We start from the raw sequence: 22997 nt of genomic DNA on the forward strand, positions 1-22997 counted from the left end.
CAAGAGTACTGTCGGACTCCTCCCATGATTGGACAGCTTTCATTATCCTTAACAGATGTATCTATTTCGTCTCAAGCAGTACCTGTAACCCATGCAATAACTGATAAGCCAATATAAGACTGTATATAATTCATGTTATCTACTTCACTACTGACATGATAAGTTCCCAAGAAACTTGAAGGTGCGCGCAATGCGCAGAAGAATACAACAGCTTATAACTAATAAATCCGTAACCTAAATTGGTAGCTATGACTCATTTTCAATTATTTAGATATTTATCGTAATTTCCACGGGCAAATTTACAACATTTCAAGCAGTATTATGTTATCTTTGCCGACTGAATACTAATAGTTTATTTAATTTTTCAATTCTTTGATATAGTATGAATTTATTCAAGAAACTTATTCCGGACATTGTGGCTGTGGTATTGTTTGCGGTAATATCGTTCGCATACTTCTTCCCGGCAGTCACCGAAGGACGAATATTGGCCCAGCATGATGCCGTAGCAGGTATCGGCTCTGGTCAGGAACAAAAGGAGTATCTGGAAAAAACAGGTGAGCGTACCCGTTGGACAAACTCTATTTTCGGGGGTATGCCTACCTATCAGATGGCACCTAGTTATGACTCTACCGAAGCTTTGGGATTCATCCAGAAGGTTTATCATCTGTTCCTGCCTACATACGTGTGGTATGTGTTTGTGATGCTCCTAGGTTTTTATATCCTGCTTCGTGCATTCAACTTCAAGGTATGGCTTTCTGCTCTTGGCGCAATAATATGGGCTTTCTCATCCTATTTCTTTATTATCATTGCGGCTGGACATATATGGAAATTTGTTACTCTGGCTTACATTCCGCCTACAATAGCCGGTATGGTACTGGTTTATCGTGGAAAATATCTTGCCGGAGGATTGCTCACTGCATTGTTTGTTGCTCTGCAGATAGTGTCAAACCATCCTCAGATGAGTTATTACTTCCTGTTCGTTATGCTGTTTATGGCTGTAGCCTATGGCGTGATGGCTTATAAGGAAAATAAGCTGAAGGATTTCTTCAAGGCGACCGGAGTGCTTGTAGTGGCAGGTGTGATAGGTGTTTGTATCAATCTTTCCAATCTTTATCACACATATCAGTACAGCAAGGAGAGTATGCGAGGCAAGAGTGAACTTGTGAAGAAGAACTCTGCCAATCAGACAGGAAGCGGACTTGAACGCGATTATATCACTCAGTGGAGCTATGGAATAGGCGAAACATTCTCGCTGCTTGTACCTAATGTGAAGGGTGGAGCGTCTGTGCCTTTGGCTGCAAATGAGGATGCGATGAAGAAGGCTAATCCTATGTATCGTGGGCTGTACTCGCAGTTGGGACAGTACTGGGGCGAACAGCCGGGTACCTCAGGTCCGGTTTATGTGGGTGCATTTGTGATGTTCCTTTTCATCCTTGGATGTTTCATAGTGAAAGGCCCAATGAAATGGGCTCTTGTAGTGGGAACAGTCTTCTCTATTGTGTTGTCGTGGGGAAAGAATTTCATGGGAGTGACAGACTTCTTTATCGATTATGTTCCTATGTACAATAAGTTCCGTGCCGTTTCGTCTATTCTTGTAATTGCGGAATTTACTATTCCTCTGCTTGCCATCATGGCATTGAAAGAGATAATGGAACGTCCTTCCGTAATTAAGGAGAATGCGAAAGGATTTTATACCAGTCTGGCACTGACAGGAGGTTTGTCGCTTCTGTTTGCTTTGGCTCCTCAGGTGTTCTTCCCTTCGTATATTTCCACAATGGAGATGTCAGCTCTTCAGAATGCTATCCCTCAGGACCAGCTTGTTCCTATATTGACAAATCTTGAAGAGGTTCGTGTTTCAATATTTACTTCCGATGCATGGCGCAACCTTGTAATTATTCTGATAGGTGTGGCTTTGGTATATGCTTATTCGATTGGAAAACTGAAACCGAAGGTTACGGTAGCTCTTATAGCTCTGTTGTGTCTTGTGGATATGTGGAGTGTGAACAAACGCTATCTGTACGACGAACAGTTCGTGGCAAAAGGTACTGAGATGAAACCATATCTGGAACCTTCGGAAACAGACAAGGAAATCCTGAAGGACAAATCGTTAGATTACAGAGTATTGAACCTGGCTGTAAATACATTTAATGAGAACAATACAGCTTACTGGCATAAGAGTATCGGAGGATATCACGCAGCTAAACTTCGCCGTTATCAGGAGATAATTGAGGAACATATCCATGGTGAAATGAACGCTATATTCTCTAAACTATCAGAGGCAGGTGGTGATATGAGTAAGGTTGAACGGAATGCTTTCCCTGTTCTGAACATGCTTAACACAAGATATTTCATTCTTCCGCTTCAGGACGGAAAGACTGCTCCGGTGTTTAATCCTTATGCTTGTGGAAACGCTTGGTTTGTAGGCGATGTGAAATATGTTGACAATGCAAATGAGGAGATAGATGCATTGCATGATATTAATCCGCTTCATACAGCTGTTGTTGACAAGAAATTTGCTGAACAGGTTAAGATGACTGCCGCTCCAGACTCACTCAGCTCAATTGTTCTGAAAGAGTATCAGCCTAACGCATTGAAATATGAGGTTGATTCCAAGAACGGTGGGGTAGTGGTATTCTCGGAAATATATTATCCGGGTTGGATTTCAACTATAGATGGCGAGGAGGTGGAACACGGACGTGCCGACTATATCCTCCGTGCGATGAATGTTCCTGCAGGAAAACATGTGATAGAGTTCAAGTTCGATCCAAAATCGCTTCATACTACTGAAACCATTGCTTATATAGCATTGGCTTTACTCGCCCTTGGGGTAGTGGCGGTGTTGATTTCGGAATATAAAAAGCGCAAAGAATAATCATATTTAGCGGAACACGAACGTGTTGCGCGTGGAACACGGCCGTGCAACGCGCGTTACACGAACGTGTAACGGTAAATAAACACAGGCGTTTCAAGGATTGTTTTGGTAATAATCATTGAAACGCCTTCTTTTGTATCATTTATGTGTGTGGACTGTATTTATCAGTTCCCTCTATAGGTTGAATATCCGTAAGGTGAGAGGGTTATAGGTACGTGGTAATGGCTGTCGTCCTTTATTTCGAACACTACCTCAATAAACGGATAGAAGGAGCTCTTGTCCTGCGACTTGAAATAAGGTTCAGTGTGGAATGTCAGTTTGTATATACCTTTGTTTTCCGATTTGCCGTCTTGTGGGAGGAAGTCTTTCACCCTACCGTTCGTATCGGTAATTTTCTCGTCTATTACAGTCCATTGGCCGGCATTGTTCATCTTTGAGAGACTTATCTTTACATCTTTTGCAGGGTAGCCTGTATTGATATCGAGGATATGGCTTGACAGCTGATATTGTTTCTCCTGTGAGAAAACTTGTATGGTTGAAAATAATACGAAAAGTGTGAATAGTGTTAAGATCTTTCTCATAAGTTTTTGGTTTTAAATGGTTAATGAATAGCTTATGAGACAAAAGTATATAAAATTGTAATTATTACAAATTTATATACTCAATCTTATTTGTTTTTCCGATTTATTAAGATGTATTTTCAACTTTCGGCTGAAATGCCAGTCTATTTCTTCAACACGGCTCTTATTACGAACCACAGATGATGAGCAATGGTAGATATAAATCCGTAGTGATGGCACATGATATTGAAACGTTCCATCAGCGAAGCCTTATGGTTTTGTGTGGTCATACCTTCGTTCAGATAGTCTATTATGGTTAGCCTTGAATTATGAATGCTGCTGCTTTTCTTCATTATGCGTATGCACCAGTCAAAATCGGCGGAGAAACGGTATTTCAGATTATATGGTTCGTTTACAGCCAGTTCGCGGCGTGCGAAGAAAGCCTGATGGCATACAAGCATACCTTTCTTGAAACTTTTCCACGTGAGTACTTCCGGAGCCGATAGACGTCGCATCCTGATGAAATGTCCGTTCTCGTCAACTATCTGTGTCTCGCCATAAATAACATCCGGCAGTGTATCTCCTTTTATACTGTGTACCATATAGAACAAAGTATCATCCTCATGCAATTCGTCACCGGCATTGAGGAAACACAGATAGTCGCCGGTAGCAAGTCTGATTCCCTTGTTCATCGCGTCATACAGTCCTTTGTCAGGTTCGCTTACCAGGTGTGCTATGTGCTGTCTGTATTTTTCTATTATACCTAGTGTTCCGTCTTTCGAACCGCCGTCAACAATGATGTACTCCACATTCTTGTACGACTGTGTGATGACACTCTGTATAGTGTCCTCCAATACCTTTTCGGCATTATACGTCACTGTGATAATGCTGAATTTAGGATGCTGGTGCTGTATGTGGTAATTTGGAGCGGTGTTATGCATTTTTGCCTGTCAGCTTGTTATAGATTTGCAGATACTGGTGTGCGACAACAGATTCGGAATAAGTGTTTACTGCCTTACGGTGAGCTTCCTCGCTTAAGGTCTGATAGTCACCGTCGGTAAGCACCCATTTTATGCCGTTGGCGAGGTCGGATGCCGACTTATATTCTGCTACATATCCGTTGTGCAGATGGTCTATCATCTGCGGGATACCTCCTGTTTCGAATCCTACGCAAGGGATACCGCACGACATGGCTTCCACTATGGTATTGGGCAGATTGTCCTGCAGTGACGGCGTAACGTATATATCAACTGCATTGTATATATCTACCAGATCTTTTTCACTTTTCACATAATTCATTGTATATATAGGGAACGGGAACAGTGAAGAATGTTGTTCCGGATGCGAGCCCAATATCACAACTCCGAGTTCTTTGCTTAGTTCCGGATTGCTTTGTGTCAGTATCTTGCATGCCTCTATCAGATAGTCTATACCTTTGCGCTTGTCAGTAATCTTGACCGATCCGAAAAGCAGAAGTTTTTTGTCCTGAGGTAAGTTAAGTTTCTCTCTTGACTGACGTTTGTTGCGTGGCATGAACAGGTTGGTGTTAATGGCATTAGGAATGCTTGTGATGTTCTGTCTTCCTATAAGTGCACTGCTCTTTGCCATTTCCTCCAGCCAGTGACTGCATGCTACGAAGGTTATTTTCGAGTTTGAGAAAATCCTTTGTTTCTTTTTGAATGTTTTATATGAAAGATCTTTCTTGTGAGGTCTCAGAAGAAGCTCACAGTTGTGGCAAGTCTCTTCATACTTCTTGCATGAGCCTGCATAGTGGCATATTCCGGTGAATGGCCACATGTCGTGCATTGTCCATACCACAGGCTTTCCTGATTTAAGAATTTTTTCGATGTCGTTAAGCGAAAGCATTCCCTGGTTGACCCAGTGCAGATGTATCACGTCGGCCTGTACGAATTCGTGCAGTTTTGTGATGTCTGTACCTGTATTTGCTATATCAACGGCAAAGAGGTTACGGCGTGTAAATCCGTTTGCTATCCATATTACGATACGTTCCCAGGCGAATTGCCATATTCTCCTCCATGAGTTTTTCAGAGGGATGACGGTTAACTGCTCTGTCTGTTTGTGGCGGACAAGCATTTTTGTTTTTATTCCATTATTTTTTAGTGCGTCCATCAGTCGGCTCGCTGCAATAGCCGCACCTCCTATACGTTCTGCCGTGTTTATGATTAGTATTCTCATGGTCGGGAATTTTTTTTTGCAAAGATAGTGCAAACCGTCCTTTTTTATCCCAATTGATGTATGAATAATTAATGATAATATAGTTAAAAACGACGTCTGAGGCCATTTTATCTGCCAAAATCACCTTTCAGAGTGCGTTTTATCCTTCTGATGGCTTTAGCCATGAATGAATTGGTGCGGGCATAGTATCTCACGTATGCCTGTCTTGCTTCTTTGTTTTCCACTGCCGGAGTGATTCTTTTCACCTCAATCCTGTCCATGAACAGATTTGAGGAATACAGTCTGCCACCGCCGCAGTTGGTACCGCTACCGTCGAAACCTTCGTTCTGTACAAGTGATTTTCCTACATTAAGCGAAAGTATGTTATTAAGGAATAGAGAGGCATTCCATCGTATAGCCCAGGAATTGTTCTTCCCCTCAATCTGACGGCGGAGCATACGTGTGTAACCGTATTTACCGTCGAAGTCGAAGGTATATGTCAGCTTTCTGTCTTCAAGTTCTTTCAGAAGAGCCATTCCGTCGGGGTTGAAATACTTCCATGCGCGTTCCCATGTAGCCCATCCCCAGCTTCCTGTCCATTTTATCAGGAAAGTATCGGGCAGGGAAGAATCCTGAGTGAAATCACATCCCTGTATGTGACCCACTCTCTCTTCATCTTTATAAGTCTCCAGAGCATCATTCATGAACTGAAGGAAATACGGTGCGGTGATAAGGTCATCTTCAAGCACTATTACTCTTCCGTACTCTTTCACACGTGTTGTAACGCCGTCGATAATGCTTCTGGCAAGTCCCCAGTTCTCCTCTCTCTCAATGATGTTTATTTCCTTGAATCCTCCGATGGTGTGTATGTATCTTCTCACTTCGCCCACTGCGTCTTGTTGCTCCGGAGTGCGTGCGGCATCGGAATAAATATACAGTATGCTTTCCGCAGCAAGAGTGTTGCGTTGCAGAGCTTCTACAGTCCGACGTACATGATCAGGACGGTTGAATACGAAGAGTAGTATAGGGGCATTCATGTTAGTATTGTCTTTTATTTAATGAAACAGAGTCTGTCTGCTATTTTGTTATACCATTTATAAGGTTTTGCCTTCCCGGCTTTTCTTTTTTCTTCAAGACAGTTGGCGAGTGACTGTACCGGTGCATCGAAGAATAATTCTTTCAACACTTTACGCTGTTTGGCCAATAGTTCCTGATACAAATCCGGATTGTTTTCCAACTTGTTTATCAGGCTAACCATCTGGTCCATAGTCTTCACGTCACATTCGTCTATAATCAGTTCATGGTGTGTCACTTCGTTCTTGTCCATTATAGCCAGTGTCCCTAAAGAGACTGCTTCTGCCACAGAGTTTCCGCGTATATGTCGTCCACCCATCTTTACGAAATACTTGGCATCGTATATGCTTTTCAGATTGTCGAATATACGCTGCTTGTGGAGAATTATTTCGTATCCTGCATCTATGAGAGGCTGGAAATGTGCTGGTGCCTTTGTTACGGGGCGTTCTGTAGTGGAATTTATTTCCATAAAGATTCCTTTATTCTCCGATTCTCTTCCCAGATGATTCTGCATGATTTTCTGCAGAGTGTCCGAACTGAGGAATGTATATGGAAAATCCATAATGCCGCATTTCCTGGAGATTATTCCTCTTGCCATCTGGTTCATGGTGACATCGTATCCGAAGTGTACGCTTCCCGTAGCCATGTTGGCTTCGCCTATCATATATGCGAAGAGTGTCTGCGGGTACCTTCTTACGACAGACGTAGGAAGGCTGACGTTAATGGAAATCACAACATCGTATTTGCTCCAGTCTATGTCGTGGCTGTCAATTGCGAATTTGCCGTTCGGATACGGACTGCCCGGCTGTTTGAATTCCTGTCCTGGAATCTTGTCGAGTGTCTCAGTCTTGAGCAGATACAGATGTTTGGAGATATGTGGTATCACTTTGCGGTAAATCTGTGTTTCGTACTCCGGTTCTTCCTTCACTATATAAAAGTCTGCATCAAGTTCTGCCATAAGGCCGATAGGGCCCACTCTTCCCATTGACGAAAAGAGAATGTTTGCCGCGTTTTTCTCTGTTACCGGGCAAACGTAAAGATCCTGATATACTTCTTGTTTGACTAATGCTATTTTCATAATTGAATGTTTATTCTCCAAAGACTTTGTTTATTGCTTTCATCAGAGCCTCAAGGTATCCTCTTCCGAATTTTAAATCGGGTTCCATATAATTACCTTCAGCCCATTCGTTCCATGATTTCAGGAAAACGATTCTTTCTTCTTCAGGCTTGTCCTTCACATTATTAAACGTCTGCTCCGCATGCTTCTCAAATTTATCCGGAGTTGAGTTTATCAGTATGTGTCCTGCTCTTCCCGAACGGGGCGAGTGATCCCAGTTTGGTATTAGAGTAGGATAACAGTCTGTATTCTTGTCTTCAGGTCCGCAGAAATATTTTGCGGCTTTTGAATAGTCTATCCTTCGTCCCTGTTTGAAAGCAATACGCTGGAATTTGGCATTTATGCGTTCCAATAGGGAAAAGTCGTGCTTGAAAACATCGAACAGTCTGACCATTATTGTAGCTTTAAATCCCCATTTCTTATACTGTTCCATTTCTTCGGGTTTTGATGTATGTGCCACAAAATGTATCTGAAAACCATGTGGTTTTGCCAATTCCTGCCATAAACTGATGAAATGAGCCGCATCAGGTACATTCATAGGTGAATATATTACGAAAACAGGATTACCGTTCACACGGATGTATCTATGATCCTTAAATGCAGGAAGAACAGCATTGAAGTGTGCTATATAGTCTTCGTCTCCAGGATAAAGCTGTTCCATGAGCATCTTATGTCCTCCGTCCTTACTGAACTGCTTGTCTTCCCAACTGTGATTTGCCCATGCCAGACAGAAAGGAAAATCCGGCTCACCACTGTTCAATACTTCGTTGAAAGGTCTTTCAAGAAGACGTCTTCCGTTGCCGAACCAATAATGCCAGTAGCAGAAACCTTCTATACCATATTCCTTGGCCATATCAGCCTGAGCTTTTCTTGTCTCCGGTACTCTAAGGTCATAATATCCTAGGTCTGCCGGAACCTTAGGCTGATAGTGTCCCTTGAACAAAGGCTTGGCTTTGCCTACATTTGTCCATTCTGTAAAACCTTTACCCCACCATTTGTCGTTTTCCGGTGTAGGATGAAACTGTGGAAGATAAAATGCTATAACTCGTACTTTATTTTGTCTGTTGCTCATGTTCCGCTTGTTAAATATTGAAGTGTTTACGGATAAATCTTCTTAAACTGTATTTTTTTATTTTTTGCGCAAAGAATTTAGGCTGGCTATAGATATATTCCCATAAACATCCGGCCTTGATCATTGCTTTGAACCATTCCATTTGTTTTGTCACCATTATACTGTTCCATGGTTTGTCGGGGCCGGCGTAATGTATTTGTACTGGGTTGTCCAATGCTGATTTGAAATGTTCTACAGCTTCTCTGTGCGGGCAGTCGAAATCCGGAGTCCCTTCATAGAAATGAAATTTGTCTATGTCTATTTTATAAAATGAGTTTATAACAACAAACTTGGTTGGTATGTATCTCACTAAAGGCCAGCATGTAAGAATCATACAATCCTGTTCGGGCAGTAAAAGTCTTTCGTAGTTGTTGATGTAGAAGTCTGTCATCTCTTTCTGCTTGTCATGGCGACGTATCGCCTTTAGATTCAGCAGGAGAAAACCTGCTCCAATCTCATGTTCCAATATTGCCAGCTCGTCTTTTGAAAATTTATCCATATATTTAGGCATACGTCCCGAATTGTTTGTAGGCCCAACTCCTGCATAGATGAAATCTTCATTGGGGAACACGAAAAAGGCTTCTGATATGTCTCCTGTGAATATAACATCTACATCAGTACATAAAATTCTGTCATATTCCGGAAAAATGTCGGCGGCAATCAGTTTGTAGAATATTTCTTTTGAATAGTGTGCCTTGCCATGCAGTCCTTCTATCTTCTTTTCGTATTCAGAAACATTGATGAAATGAATTCCGGCGTTGAAATCTTCTGTTACGGATCGGATGTTTCTATAGTCGTTGTCATCAAGAGAAGTATGCAGAATATATAATTCATACTTATAATCTTTTGATGCATGAACCAGCATGGAGTGGATAGCCACTTTTGCTGCCAGAACATAGTTCTTGTCGAAAGTGAAAAATACCGGTATTGTTTTCATTTCCTATTTCCTTAAAATATATTGTCCGTAATCCCGTACAAAAAACAATGGAACAAAGAAAGCCCTTAAACTTTGTTTTATTCCGCTACACTCTGTTATGAGTTCGTATCTATGTTTATAGCAAAGGTAGCATATACCGATAAAATTTACAATGTTTATTCTGCTCATTTTATCAGCCAATTTTCTTGCTGTTTTGTCTGCCACAGGAATTGAACTGTATAACTTGAAGTAGCTTCGCGTAGTATTCATGTTCGACGTTCTGAATAATGCTTTTGCAGCATTTATGTATCCATGGATTTTTCCTTCGTCTTTCTTTTCTGAATATGTTGATGCACTCTCGTGTCTTCTCCACCTGACGAGCGATGTATCAATGTATCTGATTTTTCCAGTAACCCCGCTCAGACTGTATATGAAATAGTCATACGAGAGGTTTAGTGTTGCGAACGGTATGAGTAATTCCTGTATATCTTTTCTGAACATAATCTGGTGTCCGTAACTACGGGGAATCATCAGGGCGTTTATGCTTGATGGAAATTCGCACAACGGTCTGTTGTGAAGTTTTCCTATAACTGAGTTGGAATTGAAAAGAACGGAGTTGTGGAATATAAGTGATGCGTCTCCTATATTCTTTATCATCATTTCCAGCTTGCAGGCTTCCCATATGTCGTCTTGGTCGCAACATGCTATGTAGTCTCCTTTTGCTTTCAGTATTGCGCTGAAAAAGTTTCTGTTAAACCCCAGATTTATGGAATTCCTGTATAACCTGATATTCAACTCCGGATGACGTTCTTTATATCCGTTTATGATTTCTATTGTTTCATCATTCGAACCGTCATCCTGGATAATCAGCTCCATCACAGGATACGATTGTCCGGCAAGAGAATCAAGCTGCTCGCGCAGATATTTTTCTCCATTATATGTACACATTACTACAGAAACAGTTTTCATCTTTTCTTTTTTATTAGATATTCAAAACTTTCTTTCAGAGTGACAGAGCCGCACAACCACACAGACGAGATGTATAATATACACGCTATGATGATTTTTGATATTAATGCCAGATAAATGTTTGAGATACTGTTTTCAACTATATATGTAGTAACAAACATTGTTATTGCCGCTATTGACAGGTATGGCATAATATCGCGCAATGCTTCCATAATGCTCAGTCTGATTTCTTTCCATACGAAATACTGCCATACGGCAAGCCATGCAATGTTTATGCAGACATAAAGTTTTATCATTACAGGTATTCCGTATGGATGGCTGATTACCATTATTATGGTCTGTGTAATTCCCTGGAATATGGTATTCCACATGAAAATCCTTGATTTGCCTTTACTGATTATCAGATTGGAGTAAAGATAGGATATGCTTGTGAATGCGCTACCTATACATAATATATGTAGGATATATGCACTTTCTGACCATTTGGAAGTGATGGCTATTGTTATAAGCTCATTTGCTGTGATGGACAGTCCGAACATGACAGGAAATGTGACGAGAGATGTGAAACGCAGCATTTTTCTGAAAATCCTTTTTTGTCTTTCTTTCTCGTCGTCAACCCTTGACAGTACCGGCTGCGCTACACCATATATAGTTCCTGTAATTACAGAGTAGCCCATATAGTTCCATTTGTTAGCCTGATTGAAATCGCCGACTTCCTGACCAGAATAGAATTTACCAAGAATAACAGACAGTATATTATAGTTTATATGACCGAATATATTTGTAAGAAGCAGACGCCCGCTGAATGAGATCATATTTTTCAACGGATTGAAATCTATCTTAAGGCTTGGGCGCCATGGAGAAAAATACCAGTAGAAACATGTTACAGATGACACGTAAACCAAATTCTGTGTGGCTATACCCCAATATGCATATCCGTTAAGTGCCATTATCACACCGGTAATGCCTGATATTGCCAGACTTATGTTCAATGCTATGGTACGTTGTCTGATCATCAGATTACGATACATGTATGCGCTTTGTGCCGTGCCAAGACTGGATATGAATATACAGAGGAATGAATATCTTGACAATGATTCCAGTTCGGGCGTATCGTAAAAACGCGAAATAAGTGGGGCGCACATTGACAGTACAAGATAAAGGAACAGTCCCATTAAAGAACTGAACCAGAATACGGCATTATAATCTTTATGCTGTATATCTTTTTTGTTTGTCAGTGCTGCAGTAAATCCGCTCTCTTGTATGGATGATGCAATGAGTGAGAAAATGCTTAACATCCCAATCATTCCATAATCTGTACGAGACAGTATTCGTGATAAGAATATCCCGAAAAAGAGGTTGAGCAGTTGTTGCATACTGTTGCTGAGCCCACCCCATAGAAGTCCTTTCGCTGTTTTTTCCTTTAGAGAATTGTTTGACACGTTTCTGTCTTTTATGAAAAAGGCGGGACATCCATATCCCGCCCTTTTATTGTTGATTTGTGTTGATTAATCTGTTAGCAAACTTGGCTTCCCGGTTTTACTTCTTTAAGCAGTGAAGTAACAGCCAAAGAGCCGTCGAAGTTTTCTGCACTCAGAATCATACCTTCGCTCACCAGACCGTTCTTGAACTGACGTGGAGCAAGGTTGGCTATGAACAATACCTGTTTTCCTACCAGATCTTCCGGTTTGTAGTGCTGTGCTATACCGCTTACGATAGTACGGTTTTCAAGTCCGTCGGCAATCTTGAATTTCAGCAGTTTCTTCATCTTAGGCACTACTTCGCATTCCAGAACTGTACCCACACGGATATCAAGCTTTTCGAAATCTTCGAATGCTATTGTAGGCTTGATAGGGGTAGCCTTGTAAGCTGCAGCTTCGTTGGCTTTCTTTGTGTCCAGAAGTTTCTGTACCTGTGCTTCGATGGCGCTGTCCTCAATCTTTTCGAACAGAAGTTCTGCTTTACCAAGCTGGTGACCTGTAGCAAGAAGGTCTGTACGTCCCAGATTATCCCATTCGAATGAATCCATGTTAAGCATTGTACGCAATTTTGCTGAGCTGAACGGCAGGAACGGTTCGAATGCTATTGCAAGGTTGGCAACAAGCTGAAGAGCTATGTTCAGGATAGTAGCCACACGGTCCATATCTGTCTTGGCAAGTTTCCAAGGTTCTGTATCTGCAAGATACTTATTACCGATACGTGCAAGGTTCATTGCTTCCTTCTGTGCATCGCGGAACTTGAACACGTCAAGAAGTTTTTCCACTTCAGCCTTAACGTCCGCAAATTCTTTCAGAGTTTCACGGTCGTAGTCTGTCAGTTCGCCTGCAGCAGGAACTTTACCGTCGAAATATTTGCCTGTAAGAACGAGTGCGCGGTTTACGAAGTTACCATAAACGGCAACAAGTTCGTTGTTATTGCGTGCCTGGAAATCTTTCCAAGTGAAGTCATTATCCTTAGTCTCAGGAGCGTTAGCTGTGAGGACATAACGCAGAACATCCTGCTTGCCAGGGAAGTCTTTCAAGTATTCGTGCAACCATACAGCCCAGTTGCGTGAAGTTGAAATCTTGTCGCCTTCAAGGTTCAGGAACTCGTTTGAAGGAACATTGTCCGGCAGGATATAGCTGCCTTCAGCTTTCAGCATGGCAGGGAAGACGATACAGTGGAACACGATGTTGTCCTTACCGATGAAGTGTACAAGACGTGTTTCCGGATCTTTCCACCATTTTTCCCATGAATCAGGAAGCAGTTCCTTAGTGTTTGAGATATATCCGATAGGAGCGTCGAACCATACGTAAAGCACTTTTCCTTCTGCTCCTTCTACAGGAACAGGAATACCCCAGTCAAGGTCACGGCTTACGGCGCGTGGCTGAAGTCCCATGTCAAGCCAGCTCTTGCACTGACCATATACGTTAGGACGCCATTCTTTATGGTCTTCAAGAATCCATTTGCGCAACCATCCTTCGTGTTTGTCGAGTGGCAGATACCAGTGTTTTGTTTCCTTCATTACAGGCTGGCTACCGCTGATGGCACTCTTAGGATTGATAAGCTCAGTAGGAGAGAGTGTACTACCACACTTCTCACACTGGTCGCCGTATGCACCTTCTGCATGACAGCGAGGACATTCACCGGTGATATATCTGTCGGCAAGGAATGTCTTTGCCTCTTCGTCGTAGTACTGTTCAGAAGTCTTTTCTATGAACTCGCCTTTATCGTAAAGCTTGCGGAAGAAATCTGAAGCTGTCTGATGATGTATTTCTGATGAAGTACGTCCGTAAACATCGAATGAAATACCGAATTCCTTGAATGAGTCGCGTATAAGTGTATGATAACGATCTACTACATCTTGTGGAGTAACGCCTTCTTTCTTTGCGCGGATAGTGATAGGCACACCATGTTCGTCTGATCCTCCGATGAAGATTACATCTTCCTTCTTGAGGCGAAGATAGCGGACGTAAATATCGGCAGGAACATAAACTCCGGCCAGGTGTCCTATGTGTACAGGACCGTTGGCGTATGGAAGTGCCGATGTTACGGTTGTTCTTTTGAATTTCTTTTCCATTTGCTATATAGTTATATTTTGTTGTAACTGGTTTAAGATGAGTGCAAAGATATACATTATTTATCAGCTGTGCAATTTGAATAGCTCAAAGATGCAGTTCTTTTAAATACTGTTTATGTACCATTTAAACACCATTTGGAAAAGCTAATATAAATTATTATTCCTGTTAAATCTAATATTTATAACTTTGCCGAAGATTAATGTATTGACTTATGAATGAAGAACAGATAAAACTGAAGGTCCAGAAACGTATAGTTATTGTTTCAGGACTAATACTTATAGGTAAATTTATCGCTTATTTCGTTACTAACTCTGTGGGAGTACTGACAGACGCTATGGAGAGTATAGTAAATGTCGTGGCTGGACTTATAAGTCTGTATTGTCTCAGATGGGGAGCCAAGCCTGGCGATAAGGAACATCCTTTCGGACATGGAAAAATAGAGCTTATATCAGCATCGGTAGAAGGAATCTTGATCAGTGTGGCTGGAGCCATGATTATATACGAGGCTATAAAGAGGCTTCTGATCCCTGCAGAAGTTGATAAACTGGACATCGGTATAGTGATAGTTGCTGTATCTGGCGCATTGAACTATCTGATGGGATATTATAGTATTAAGACGGGCAAGAAGTATGGTTCTATGGCATTAGTGGCTGGAGGAAAGCATTTGCAGTCGGATACTTATTCTACTATCGGACTGGTTGCCGGACTGCTGGTGTTGTATTTTACAGGTCTGGCTTGGATAGACAGTGCATTGGCACTTGTATTCGGGTCGATAATTATAATAACCGGTATATCTATCTTGAAAAATACTATTGCCGGATTGCTTGACACGGCAGATGACAAGTTGCTGGAAGAGTTGGCTGAACTGCTGAATGACAACAGACAGCCGGAGTGGGTGGATATACATAATACCAAGGTTATAAAATCCGGTAACTGTATATACATAGACTGTGATCTTACTGTTCCATGGTATTATACAGTATCTGAAGGACATAAGGCAGGCGAAAAACTCAAGAGTGTACTGACGAGTAGATATAATGAGAAAGTACAGCTGACATTACATCTTGATCCGTGCGATATTTTTGAGAGACCTAAATGCAGTACATGTATATTTGAATCATGCAAACATAGAAAAGCTCCTATGGTTAAACCGGAGAAAATAACATTGTCTAGTTTTATTCTCAATGAAGACGAGATGAAGGCTGAGTGAAAAATACTGGCATGATATATCATCCAGCCCAGTTTTCTCTATCCAGATTTCTGTAGCTGATGGCTTCTGCTATATGCGATGACAGTATGTTCGGACTGCCTTCAAGGTCTGCGATTGTTCTTGATACCTTGAGAATACGGTCGTAGGCACGTGCTGACAGATTCAATCTTGTCATTGCATTTTTCAACAGATTCAGACCTTGTACGTCAGGTTGTGCGTGTATGTGCAGGAGTGATGAGGTCATCTGTGCATTGCAGTGTATGCCTTTTTCTTTTTCAAATCTTTTTTCCTGGATTTTACGTGCCTTAATAACTCTTTCTCTTATGGCGGCGCTGCTTTCACCCTTTTCACGTTCGGAGATCTTTTCGAATGGTACGGGAACTATTTCTACCTGTATGTCTATCCTGTCAAGAAGAGGGCCGGATATCTTGTTCAGATATCTCTGTACCTGTCCTGGCGAGCACACGCAGTTGCGTGTAGGATGATTATAGTAGCCGCACGGGCATGGATTCATTGAGGCAACTAGCATGAAACTTGCAGGATAGTCCAACACGTATTTGGCCCTTGATATTGTGATATGTCTGTCCTCCAACGGTTGTCTTAGAACTTCCAATACGCTTCTGTTGAATTCAGGCAGTTCGTCCAGAAAAAGAACTCCGTTATGTGCAAGGCTTATTTCTCCCGGATGAGGGTTAGTGCCTCCACCTACCATTGCCACCTGCGATATGGTGTGATGTGGACTTCTGAAAGGTCTTGTAGCAATCAGTGATATGTCTTTGCCTAATTTCCCTGCAACGGAATGTATTTTAGTGGTTTCAAGACTTTCTGATAAAGTTAGTGGCGGTAATATACTTGGGAGCCTTTTTGCCATCATTGACTTTCCGCTACCGGGAGCACCTATCATTATGATGTTGTGTCCTCCGGCGGCTGCTACTTCTAGGGCACGTTTTACGTTCTCCTGTCCTTTGACATCTGCAAAATCGAATGGAAAATCTTTCTGGTTCTGATAAAACTCTTCTCTGGTATGTACTATAGTCGGTTCTAGAACACGTGTACCATTGAAAAACTCAACTACTTCCTTTATATTATCTACGCCGTAAACATCCAGATTGTTCACTACAGCGGCTTCGCGTGCATTCTGTTTTGGAAGTATGAAGCCTTTGAATCCTTGGGCTCTTGCCGCTATAGCTACAGGCAAGGCTCCTTTTATAGGTTGAAGGCTTCCGTCCAGACTGAGTTCTCCTATAATTAGATACTGTCCAAGCTTTTCAGATGATACGATACCGGTTGCGGCCATTATTCCAATGGCTAATGGAAGATCGTATGATGAACCTTCTTTACGGATGTCTGCAGGTGCCATGTTGACAACTATCTGGCATCCGGGAATCTTATATCCGTTTACATTCAATGCCGACATGATTCTTTCGTGACTCTCTTTTACGGCAGAGTCAGGAAGTCCTACAAGAAAGAATTTTATTCCCCTTGAACTGTTGACTTCTATTGTTACTATAGTTGCGTCAATGCCTTGAACTGCGGCTCCGTATAGCTTTACAAGCATAATTGATTATTTCTTTTTCTTGTTTTCCTGTATCAGATCCTTAACTTTTTGAACAAGTTCATCACCATATATGCATGACGTGATGATCTTTCTGTTCTTTGTAACCAGTATATTGTATGGCAGTTTGGATATGTTCATTTGTTTCACTATAACATTTTGCCATCCTTCAAAGTCGCATGTTTCAATCCATTGTTCGTTTTCCTTCTTACAATGTTTTTCCCATTCTGATTTGTCAAAGTCGATTGATATATTCAATACTCTGAATTCTTCTTTAGGCAGTGATTTTATTTTTATGTATAGTGAATCTCTTATAGATTTGCTTTGTTCGTCCCAAGAAGCCCATATATTTACCAGTGTGTAAAGTTCTTCTTTGCTGCTCCATGATACATATTTGCCGCTCCTGTCTTTGCAGGAAAAGTAATTCAAGTATTCTGATTTTTTATCCCTGTTCTCGGACAATGTCTTTTGGATTATATCTACTATTCTGCAGTCTTTTATATGTCCGTCCATCTGAGATATAATTTCATCAAGTTTCTGCAGGTCAGGGTTAGGATTTTGTATGAAATACTGATTGAATATATATGCCGAAGCATATGATTCCCTGTTTGATAAGATGAAATCTTGAGCTTTGGATATTATGTCAGTCGTATCTTTGCTGATGAGATTTCTGAAGTTCTGAAGTTCGTTGTTCGGACCGTTGCCTGTGATTTGTGGATTGGAAAAATTTCCTTTAAAGTTTACCTTCCATTTTTTATCTGCAAAAACTGGCACTGACAGTCCTGAGTCGTTTACAAGCCTGATTAGTGTTATTGTATCTGGCAAAAATGTATATTCGTATTTTCCTTCCTTTAATTTTATTGTATCTATTTTAGCTATAGGATCATCGTATATGGCATATATGTTTTTTTCTTTTTTATTGTTTAATTCAATATTTAATGTAAACATGTCGCTACCCCCGCATGATGTTAATACGATAGAAGTGTATAGTAATATAGCTTTGTAGAGTATTTTCATAAAATTATAGTTTGTTTTCTGCGAAAATACATAAAAATGATGTAAAGTCGGAATTATACAGTATTTAATTTGCAAAAAAAGGCTGGAACAGTTCGTTCCAGCCTTAATATAGTAGATTTTATAATTATCTAATTATTTGATTTCGTTTGCATATTTAGCAAATTCGCGGTCGTTTGCAGCTTTAGCAGCAAGAGCAGGATCTTTCTGAGCAACCTTAGCCATGCTAGTCTTAACCAAGTCAGCATTGTTAGTTCTAGCACCAACGATAGCCATCAAATAGTCAGTGTAAGCATCTGGGTTCTTAACTGCAGTCAAAGTATTCTTAGCTTTGTTGTAGTCTTTAGCCAAGATCTGAGCCAAAGCAGCTGAGTTAGTTTTAGTATCACCGAATGCAGCTACAGCCTTGTCATACTGACCCTGTTTGATATACAAGTTACCAAGAGCTTCGTTAGCTGTGTTGGCACCTGTAGCCTTAGCAAGATAAGTTTCAGCGTTAGCAACATTACCCTTAGACAATTCGATCAAACCGAGGTTAGTGTTAACTTCAGGAGCGTTAGCGTTTTTGCTAGCAGCCTGTTTGAAGTATTTTTCAGCAGTAGCCTTGTCAGATACATATGCCATTTCACCAAGGTTGTTGTATGCACGATAGTCGTTAGGATACAATTCGATAGTCTTCTTGTAGATAGCTTCTTTGCGAGCGTTGTCGTTAGTCAAAGTAGCAGCATACAAAAGTTCTTCTACGCTCAATACAGATGCATCTGAATCGAATGCAGCATTGATTTCTTCGTCGCTACGTCCGATAACATCATAGTTAGCAGTCAAGCGAGCACGACGCAACTGAGGAAGGATTTCGTCAGCCAATGTCTTGTAAACTGAAGAAATGTTCTTGATTTCAGTTTCACGCTGTTCTGGATCCTGATACATTGAAAGAACACGCAAGATAAGATCTTTGTCTTGGATATCTGATTTAGAAACCAATTCCTGGAAACCTTCCCAGTCCTGAGCTGTGTATTCAGTATCAACTGTAGTTTCAATCTTACCTTTCTTCAACTGCTGTTTCATGTATTTTTCAGTGTTGTCCTGACGTTTTTCAGCCAATCCTGTGTTCAGTTTAACACCACCATCAGGTGAAGCGTAAGCAGAAATTTCGATATTGTTAAGTTTGTAGTTCTTAGTGTCGCCAGCGACGATTGCAACCTGTTTGTGGAAATCTTTAATACCTTCTGCTTTCAATTCGCTAGAGCGAAGGTTAGCCTGCTGGATCAAGAACATAATCTGAGCTTCTTTAGCTTCTTTGATTATACGCTGGAATGCATCTGTAGAGTTTGCAGCGTTAGCAGAAGCTACAGTTGGTAGTTCTGAAGTAGCTATTACACCATCAGCAATTTTAACTGAAGGAATTGTGTATTCTTTGCTTCCTTTCTTTATCTTGAAATCAAGATAAAGTTCAGATTTAGCCATTTCTGGAACATAGTCGAAAGAAGCTTTCATAGTGTAAGTACCACCAGCTTTGTAAGAGATAGTCTGGTTGTTGCCTTGTACTTTTTCTCCCTGGAACATAGCTGGCTGACCTTTAGCCTCGCCACCTTCCCATCTTAAAACTGGAGTAACTTCAACAGTTGCACTTTTCTTGAAATACTTTTCAGGGAACTTACCTGTGATAGTTACAGGAACTTTACCTCCAACAGCTTCCAAAACTTCAGGATTTGTAGTGAAGTAGTCAGAAGACAATTCTCCCATCTTGCTACATGAAGAGAAAGCAAGAACTAATAATGCCACGATAGGCAAATACAACTTCTTAATCATGATCTTTAAAAATTAGGTTTGTATAATTATATAAATTTGTCTTTTTAATATGTTCAGTCGCCACAAAGATACGAAAAAAGATATAGTGTCGTCCATATTTGTCCTTTTTTTTACTCTATCATGACTGAAAAATGCTTAAAAATGATAGTTTCTACCCCGTTTATAGTAATTTTTTGTTATTCCTGGGATGATGATTTATTATTTCATCCCTAAGTTTTCGTCTGTCAATGTGGGTGTAAATTTCGGTTGTGCCAATACTTTCATGTCCTAACATACTCTGAATAGCTCTTAAATTTGCCCCACCTTCCAGCAGGTGTGTGGCGAATGAATGTCTGAAAGTATGCGGACTTATGCTTTTCTTTAATCCGATTTTATCAGCCAGTTCTTTTATTATATGAAACACCATTATTCTTGAAATGTTTTTGCCGAATTTGCTGATAAACAAAAAATCCTCATATCCCGGTTTTATCAGTCCCTCGTTTCTCGTGATAAAATAATTCTTTATTTCTTCGATGGCTCTTGGGGATATTGGAACAAGTCTTTGCTTACTTCCTTTTCCTTCTACTCTTATAAATCCGTCGTTAAGATACAAATCGGAAATCTTCAGGTTGCATAATTCTGAAACACGAAGTCCGCAACTGTACAGTGTTTCAAGTATTGCACAGTTCCTCTGGCCTTCTCTTGTACTTCTGTCGATGGCGCTTATAAGGTTGTCGATTTCTTCTACACTCAGAATGTCGGGCAGATGTTTTCCGATTTGCGGTGATTCTAGCAGCTCCGACGGATCTTGACGGATATAGTCTTCAATCAGTAGAAAATGAAAGAATGTACGAATACCTGACAGAATTCTTGCTTGTGAACGCGGGCTGATGCCTATGTCTCTCAGACCGGCGCTGAAGTGTTCGAGGTCTTCAAGAGAAACGTCAAGGATGTTTATTTTTTCTTCTTCAAGATAATGTAAAAGTTTGTCCAGGTCGTTGGTGTAGGCCATGACCGTATTGTCTGACAGTGACTTTTCCAGTCTTAGATATTGTCTATACTTTATTATAATTTGTCCGTTAACTTCCTGTTTATTCATTCTTTTTTATTATCTTTGCACCATATTATTACAAAGGTACAAAAAGTTTATATCAAATAAACGATGCGAATACAAATTATCAATGGCCCGAATATAAATTTATTGGGAAAACGTGAGCCTTCCATTTATGGGGCTGTTTCTTTTGAAGAGTACTATAAGAAACTGTCTCAGCTGTATCCGAATGTAGAATTTGACTATTTCCAATCGAATGTGGAAGGTGAAATGATCAATAAAATCCATGAAGTGGGATTTTCTTATGATGGCATAATCTTGAATGCCGGAGCTTATACGCACACATCAATAGCGCTTCAGGATGCTTTGCGGGCTGTCACTACTCCTGCCATTGAGGTACATATTTCCAATGTCCATACCAGGGAAGAATTCAGACATAAGTCTATGATATCATGTGCTTGCCGTGGAGTAATATGTGGTTTCGGGCTTGACTCATACAGGTTGGCTGTCGAAGCTTTTTTAAATTCGAAATAATGTAAAACAGGTATAATAGTTTTTTTATTATGATGCTTAAACAAACAAAAATCGTTGCTTCCATTTCAGATTTGCGCTGTGAAGTGGATTTTATCAGAGATCTTTTTAATGCGGGTATGAATGTTGTTCGTATGAACACAGCGCATGCCAGCCGTGAAGGTTTCGAAAAATTGATATCCAATGTGCGCCAAGTTTCTAACCGTATAGCTATTCTGATGGATACAAAAGGTCCTGAAGTGCGTACAACTGCAAGCGCAGAAGGTCCTATCGATTTTAAAATAGGTGATAAAGTACAGATTGTAGGAAATCCGGATCAGGAAACTACAAGAGAATGTATTTCTGTTACATATAAGAATTTTGTTCACGATTTGTCAGTGGGCGCTTCTGTTCTTATTGATGATGGTGATTTGGCATTGACAGTTGTCGATAAGAATGAAACTACCCTGTTCTGTGAAGTTCAGAACGATGCTACATTGGGAAGCCGTAAGAGTGTGAACGTTCCGGGTGTACGTATCAACCTTCCTTCATTGACTGAAAAAGACCGTAACAATATTCTTTATGCTATAGAAAAAGATATTGACTTTATTGCACATTCATTTGTACGTAATCGTCAGGATGTACTTGATATTCGTGAAATTCTTGATGCTCACAACAGTGATATAAAGATTATTGCAAAAATCGAAAATCAGGAAGGTGTTGACAATATTGATGAAATCCTTGAAGTAGCAGACGGTGTGATGGTTGCCCGTGGTGACCTTGGTATTGAAGTGGCACAGGAACGCATTCCTGGTATTCAGCGTCAGTTGATCAAGAAGTGTATTCTTGCACGTAAACCGGTAATCGTTGCAACTCAGATGCTTCACACTATGATTAATAATCCACGTCCTACACGTGCTGAAGTTACCGATATTGCAAATGCCATTTATTATCGTACAGATGCTTTGATGTTAAGTGGTGAAACTGCATATGGTAAGTATCCTGTTGAAGCAGTTAAGACTATGGCTAAGATTGCTGCTCAGGCAGAAAAGGATAAAATGGAAGAAAACGATATTCAGATTCGTCTTACTCCTGAAAATGCAGATGTAACAGGATTCCTTGCAAAATCGGCAGTACGTGCTACTAACCTAATGCCTATACACGCTATCATTACAGATAGTTTCAGCGGTTTGACAGCTCGCAGCCTTGCTGCATATCGTGGAAAGCATCCTGTATTGGCTATCTGTTATAAGGAAAAGACAATGCGTCATCTTGCTCTCTCGTATGGTGTAGAAGCTATCTATATGCCAGAGAAGGCAAACGGACAGGAATATTATTTTACTGCTCTTCGTAAGCTGATAAACGATGGAGTATTGTCCGGCAATGATATGGTGGCATATTTGAGTAGTGGTAAGGCAGGTACAAAGACTTCATTCCTTGAAATCAATCAGGTGAACGATGTTCTTGAACATGCAGAAGATTATGTTCTTCCTAACAAGAACCGTTATTTATAAT

18 protein-coding genes are annotated in these 22997 nt (G+C 40.7%); 4 read left to right on the plus strand and 14 right to left on the minus strand.

Annotation, left to right across the window (positions count from 1 at the left end; all coding sequences use genetic code 11):
• Positions 1-382 precede the first annotated feature (382 nt).
• Positions 383-2872: a YfhO family protein gene (locus OCV82_RS07210; RefSeq protein WP_154043775.1), complete on the plus strand. Its 2490-nt coding sequence runs from the start codon at positions 383-385 to the stop codon at positions 2870-2872.
• A gap of 164 nt (positions 2873-3036) precedes the next feature.
• Here OCV82_RS07210 and uraH read toward each other — a convergent pair whose 3' ends face one another.
• The 10 genes from uraH to metG all read right to left on the minus strand — a co-directional run bounded on the left by uraH (position 3037) and on the right by metG (position 14353).
• On the minus strand, positions 3037-3453 hold the full coding sequence (gene uraH / locus OCV82_RS07215) for a hydroxyisourate hydrolase (protein WP_154043776.1): 417 nt from the start codon (positions 3451-3453) through the stop codon (positions 3037-3039).
• A gap of 143 nt (positions 3454-3596) precedes the next feature.
• On the minus strand, positions 3597-4373 hold the full coding sequence (locus OCV82_RS07220) for a glycosyltransferase family 2 protein (RefSeq protein ID WP_154043777.1): 777 nt from the start codon (positions 4371-4373) through the stop codon (positions 3597-3599).
• Complete coding sequence (locus OCV82_RS07225; RefSeq protein WP_154043778.1) at positions 4366-5628, minus strand: glycosyltransferase family 4 protein; 1263 nt, start codon at positions 5626-5628, stop codon at positions 4366-4368. Before OCV82_RS07225 ends, OCV82_RS07220 begins: the two co-directional genes overlap by 8 nt.
• Positions 5629-5735: 107 nt before the next feature.
• The gene (locus OCV82_RS07230; protein WP_154043779.1) at positions 5736-6644 is read right to left on the minus strand and encodes a glycosyltransferase family protein; all 909 of its coding nucleotides are present in this window, start codon (positions 6642-6644) and stop codon (positions 5736-5738) included.
• Positions 6645-6658: 14 nt separating this feature from the next.
• Positions 6659-7759: a hypothetical protein gene (locus OCV82_RS07235; protein WP_154043780.1), complete on the minus strand. Its 1101-nt coding sequence runs from the start codon at positions 7757-7759 to the stop codon at positions 6659-6661.
• A gap of 10 nt (positions 7760-7769) precedes the next feature.
• On the minus strand, positions 7770-8870 hold the full coding sequence (locus OCV82_RS07240) for a glycosyltransferase WbsX family protein (protein ID WP_154043781.1): 1101 nt from the start codon (positions 8868-8870) through the stop codon (positions 7770-7772).
• Between the two features lie 10 nt (positions 8871-8880).
• Positions 8881-9846 (minus strand): glycosyltransferase family 8 protein, encoded by a 966-nt coding sequence (locus OCV82_RS07245; RefSeq protein ID WP_154043782.1) that lies wholly within the window; start codon positions 9844-9846, stop codon positions 8881-8883.
• Positions 9847-9849: 3 nt separating this feature from the next.
• The gene (locus tag OCV82_RS07250; RefSeq protein ID WP_154043783.1) at positions 9850-10794 is read right to left on the minus strand and encodes a glycosyltransferase; all 945 of its coding nucleotides are present in this window, start codon (positions 10792-10794) and stop codon (positions 9850-9852) included.
• Entirely contained in the window at positions 10791-12236 is a 1446-nt protein-coding gene (locus OCV82_RS07255; protein ID WP_154043784.1) for a lipopolysaccharide biosynthesis protein, read from the minus strand. The genes OCV82_RS07250 and OCV82_RS07255 overlap by 4 nt, the downstream gene beginning before the upstream one ends.
• Positions 12237-12310: 74 nt before the next feature.
• Positions 12311-14353, minus strand: coding sequence for a methionine--tRNA ligase (gene metG / locus OCV82_RS07260; RefSeq protein ID WP_154043785.1), 2043 nt, complete (start codon positions 14351-14353; stop codon positions 12311-12313).
• A 212-nt stretch (positions 14354-14565) separates the two neighbouring features.
• Here metG and OCV82_RS07265 point away from each other — a divergent pair, with 212 nt between their 5' ends.
• On the plus strand, positions 14566-15564 hold the full coding sequence (locus tag OCV82_RS07265) for a cation diffusion facilitator family transporter (protein WP_154043786.1): 999 nt from the start codon (positions 14566-14568) through the stop codon (positions 15562-15564).
• A gap of 19 nt (positions 15565-15583) precedes the next feature.
• On the opposite strand, the gene OCV82_RS07270 is transcribed toward OCV82_RS07265, so the two are convergent.
• The 4 genes from OCV82_RS07270 to xerD all read right to left on the minus strand — a co-directional run bounded on the left by OCV82_RS07270 (position 15584) and on the right by xerD (position 21020).
• The gene (locus tag OCV82_RS07270; protein ID WP_154043787.1) at positions 15584-17122 is read right to left on the minus strand and encodes a YifB family Mg chelatase-like AAA ATPase; all 1539 of its coding nucleotides are present in this window, start codon (positions 17120-17122) and stop codon (positions 15584-15586) included.
• A gap of 6 nt (positions 17123-17128) precedes the next feature.
• Entirely contained in the window at positions 17129-18136 is a 1008-nt protein-coding gene (locus OCV82_RS07275) for a thioredoxin-like domain-containing protein (protein ID WP_154043788.1), read from the minus strand.
• 132 nt (positions 18137-18268) lie between these two features.
• On the minus strand, positions 18269-19942 hold the full coding sequence (locus OCV82_RS07280) for a tetratricopeptide repeat protein (protein ID WP_154043789.1): 1674 nt from the start codon (positions 19940-19942) through the stop codon (positions 18269-18271).
• Between the two features lie 160 nt (positions 19943-20102).
• Positions 20103-21020 (minus strand): site-specific tyrosine recombinase XerD, encoded by a 918-nt coding sequence (gene xerD, locus OCV82_RS07285; RefSeq protein WP_154043790.1) that lies wholly within the window; start codon positions 21018-21020, stop codon positions 20103-20105.
• A gap of 63 nt (positions 21021-21083) precedes the next feature.
• On the opposite strand from xerD, the gene aroQ reads away from it, so the two are divergent.
• Positions 21084-21506 carry a type II 3-dehydroquinate dehydratase gene (aroQ, locus tag OCV82_RS07290; RefSeq protein WP_154043791.1) on the plus strand — a complete coding sequence of 141 codons (423 nt, stop codon included), beginning with the start codon at positions 21084-21086 and terminating at the stop codon, positions 21504-21506.
• A gap of 29 nt (positions 21507-21535) precedes the next feature.
• Positions 21536-22996, plus strand: a complete 1461-nt coding sequence (pyk, locus tag OCV82_RS07295) for a pyruvate kinase (protein WP_154043792.1) — start codon at positions 21536-21538, stop codon at positions 22994-22996.
• The last annotated feature ends 1 nt before the right edge of the window (position 22997 follow it).

Source organism: Bacteroides cellulolyticus (genome assembly GCF_025567135.1).
In the GTDB taxonomy this organism is placed as follows: Bacteria; Bacteroidota; Bacteroidia; order Bacteroidales; family Bacteroidaceae; genus Phocaeicola; species Phocaeicola cellulolyticus.

What these genes read in the sequence shown, in the direction of transcription:
- pyk (WP_154043792.1), top strand. Translation starts at nt 21,536, where the DNA reads ATGATGCTTAAACAAACAAAAATCGTTGCTTCCATTTCAGATTTGCGC.
- OCV82_RS07250 (WP_154043783.1), bottom strand. Translation starts at nt 10,794, where the DNA reads ATGAAAACTGTTTCTGTAGTAATGTGTACATATAATGGAGAAAAATAT.
- OCV82_RS07240 (WP_154043781.1), bottom strand. Translation starts at nt 8,870, where the DNA reads ATGAGCAACAGACAAAATAAAGTACGAGTTATAGCATTTTATCTTCCA.
- OCV82_RS07220 (WP_154043777.1), bottom strand. Translation starts at nt 4,373, where the DNA reads ATGCATAACACCGCTCCAAATTACCACATACAGCACCAGCATCCTAAA.
- OCV82_RS07210 (WP_154043775.1), top strand. Translation starts at nt 383, where the DNA reads ATGAATTTATTCAAGAAACTTATTCCGGACATTGTGGCTGTGGTATTG.
- aroQ (WP_154043791.1), top strand. Translation starts at nt 21,084, where the DNA reads ATGCGAATACAAATTATCAATGGCCCGAATATAAATTTATTGGGAAAA.
- xerD (WP_154043790.1), bottom strand. Translation starts at nt 21,020, where the DNA reads ATGAATAAACAGGAAGTTAACGGACAAATTATAATAAAGTATAGACAA.
- OCV82_RS07265 (WP_154043786.1), top strand. Translation starts at nt 14,566, where the DNA reads ATGAATGAAGAACAGATAAAACTGAAGGTCCAGAAACGTATAGTTATT.
- OCV82_RS07275 (WP_154043788.1), bottom strand. Translation starts at nt 18,136, where the DNA reads ATGAAAATACTCTACAAAGCTATATTACTATACACTTCTATCGTATTA.
- OCV82_RS07270 (WP_154043787.1), bottom strand. Translation starts at nt 17,122, where the DNA reads ATGCTTGTAAAGCTATACGGAGCCGCAGTTCAAGGCATTGACGCAACT.
- metG (WP_154043785.1), bottom strand. Translation starts at nt 14,353, where the DNA reads ATGGAAAAGAAATTCAAAAGAACAACCGTAACATCGGCACTTCCATAC.
- OCV82_RS07225 (WP_154043778.1), bottom strand. Translation starts at nt 5,628, where the DNA reads ATGAGAATACTAATCATAAACACGGCAGAACGTATAGGAGGTGCGGCT.
- OCV82_RS07245 (WP_154043782.1), bottom strand. Translation starts at nt 9,846, where the DNA reads ATGAAAACAATACCGGTATTTTTCACTTTCGACAAGAACTATGTTCTG.
- OCV82_RS07235 (WP_154043780.1), bottom strand. Translation starts at nt 7,759, where the DNA reads ATGAAAATAGCATTAGTCAAACAAGAAGTATATCAGGATCTTTACGTT.
- OCV82_RS07280 (WP_154043789.1), bottom strand. Translation starts at nt 19,942, where the DNA reads ATGATTAAGAAGTTGTATTTGCCTATCGTGGCATTATTAGTTCTTGCT.
- uraH (WP_154043776.1), bottom strand. Translation starts at nt 3,453, where the DNA reads ATGAGAAAGATCTTAACACTATTCACACTTTTCGTATTATTTTCAACC.
- OCV82_RS07230 (WP_154043779.1), bottom strand. Translation starts at nt 6,644, where the DNA reads ATGAATGCCCCTATACTACTCTTCGTATTCAACCGTCCTGATCATGTA.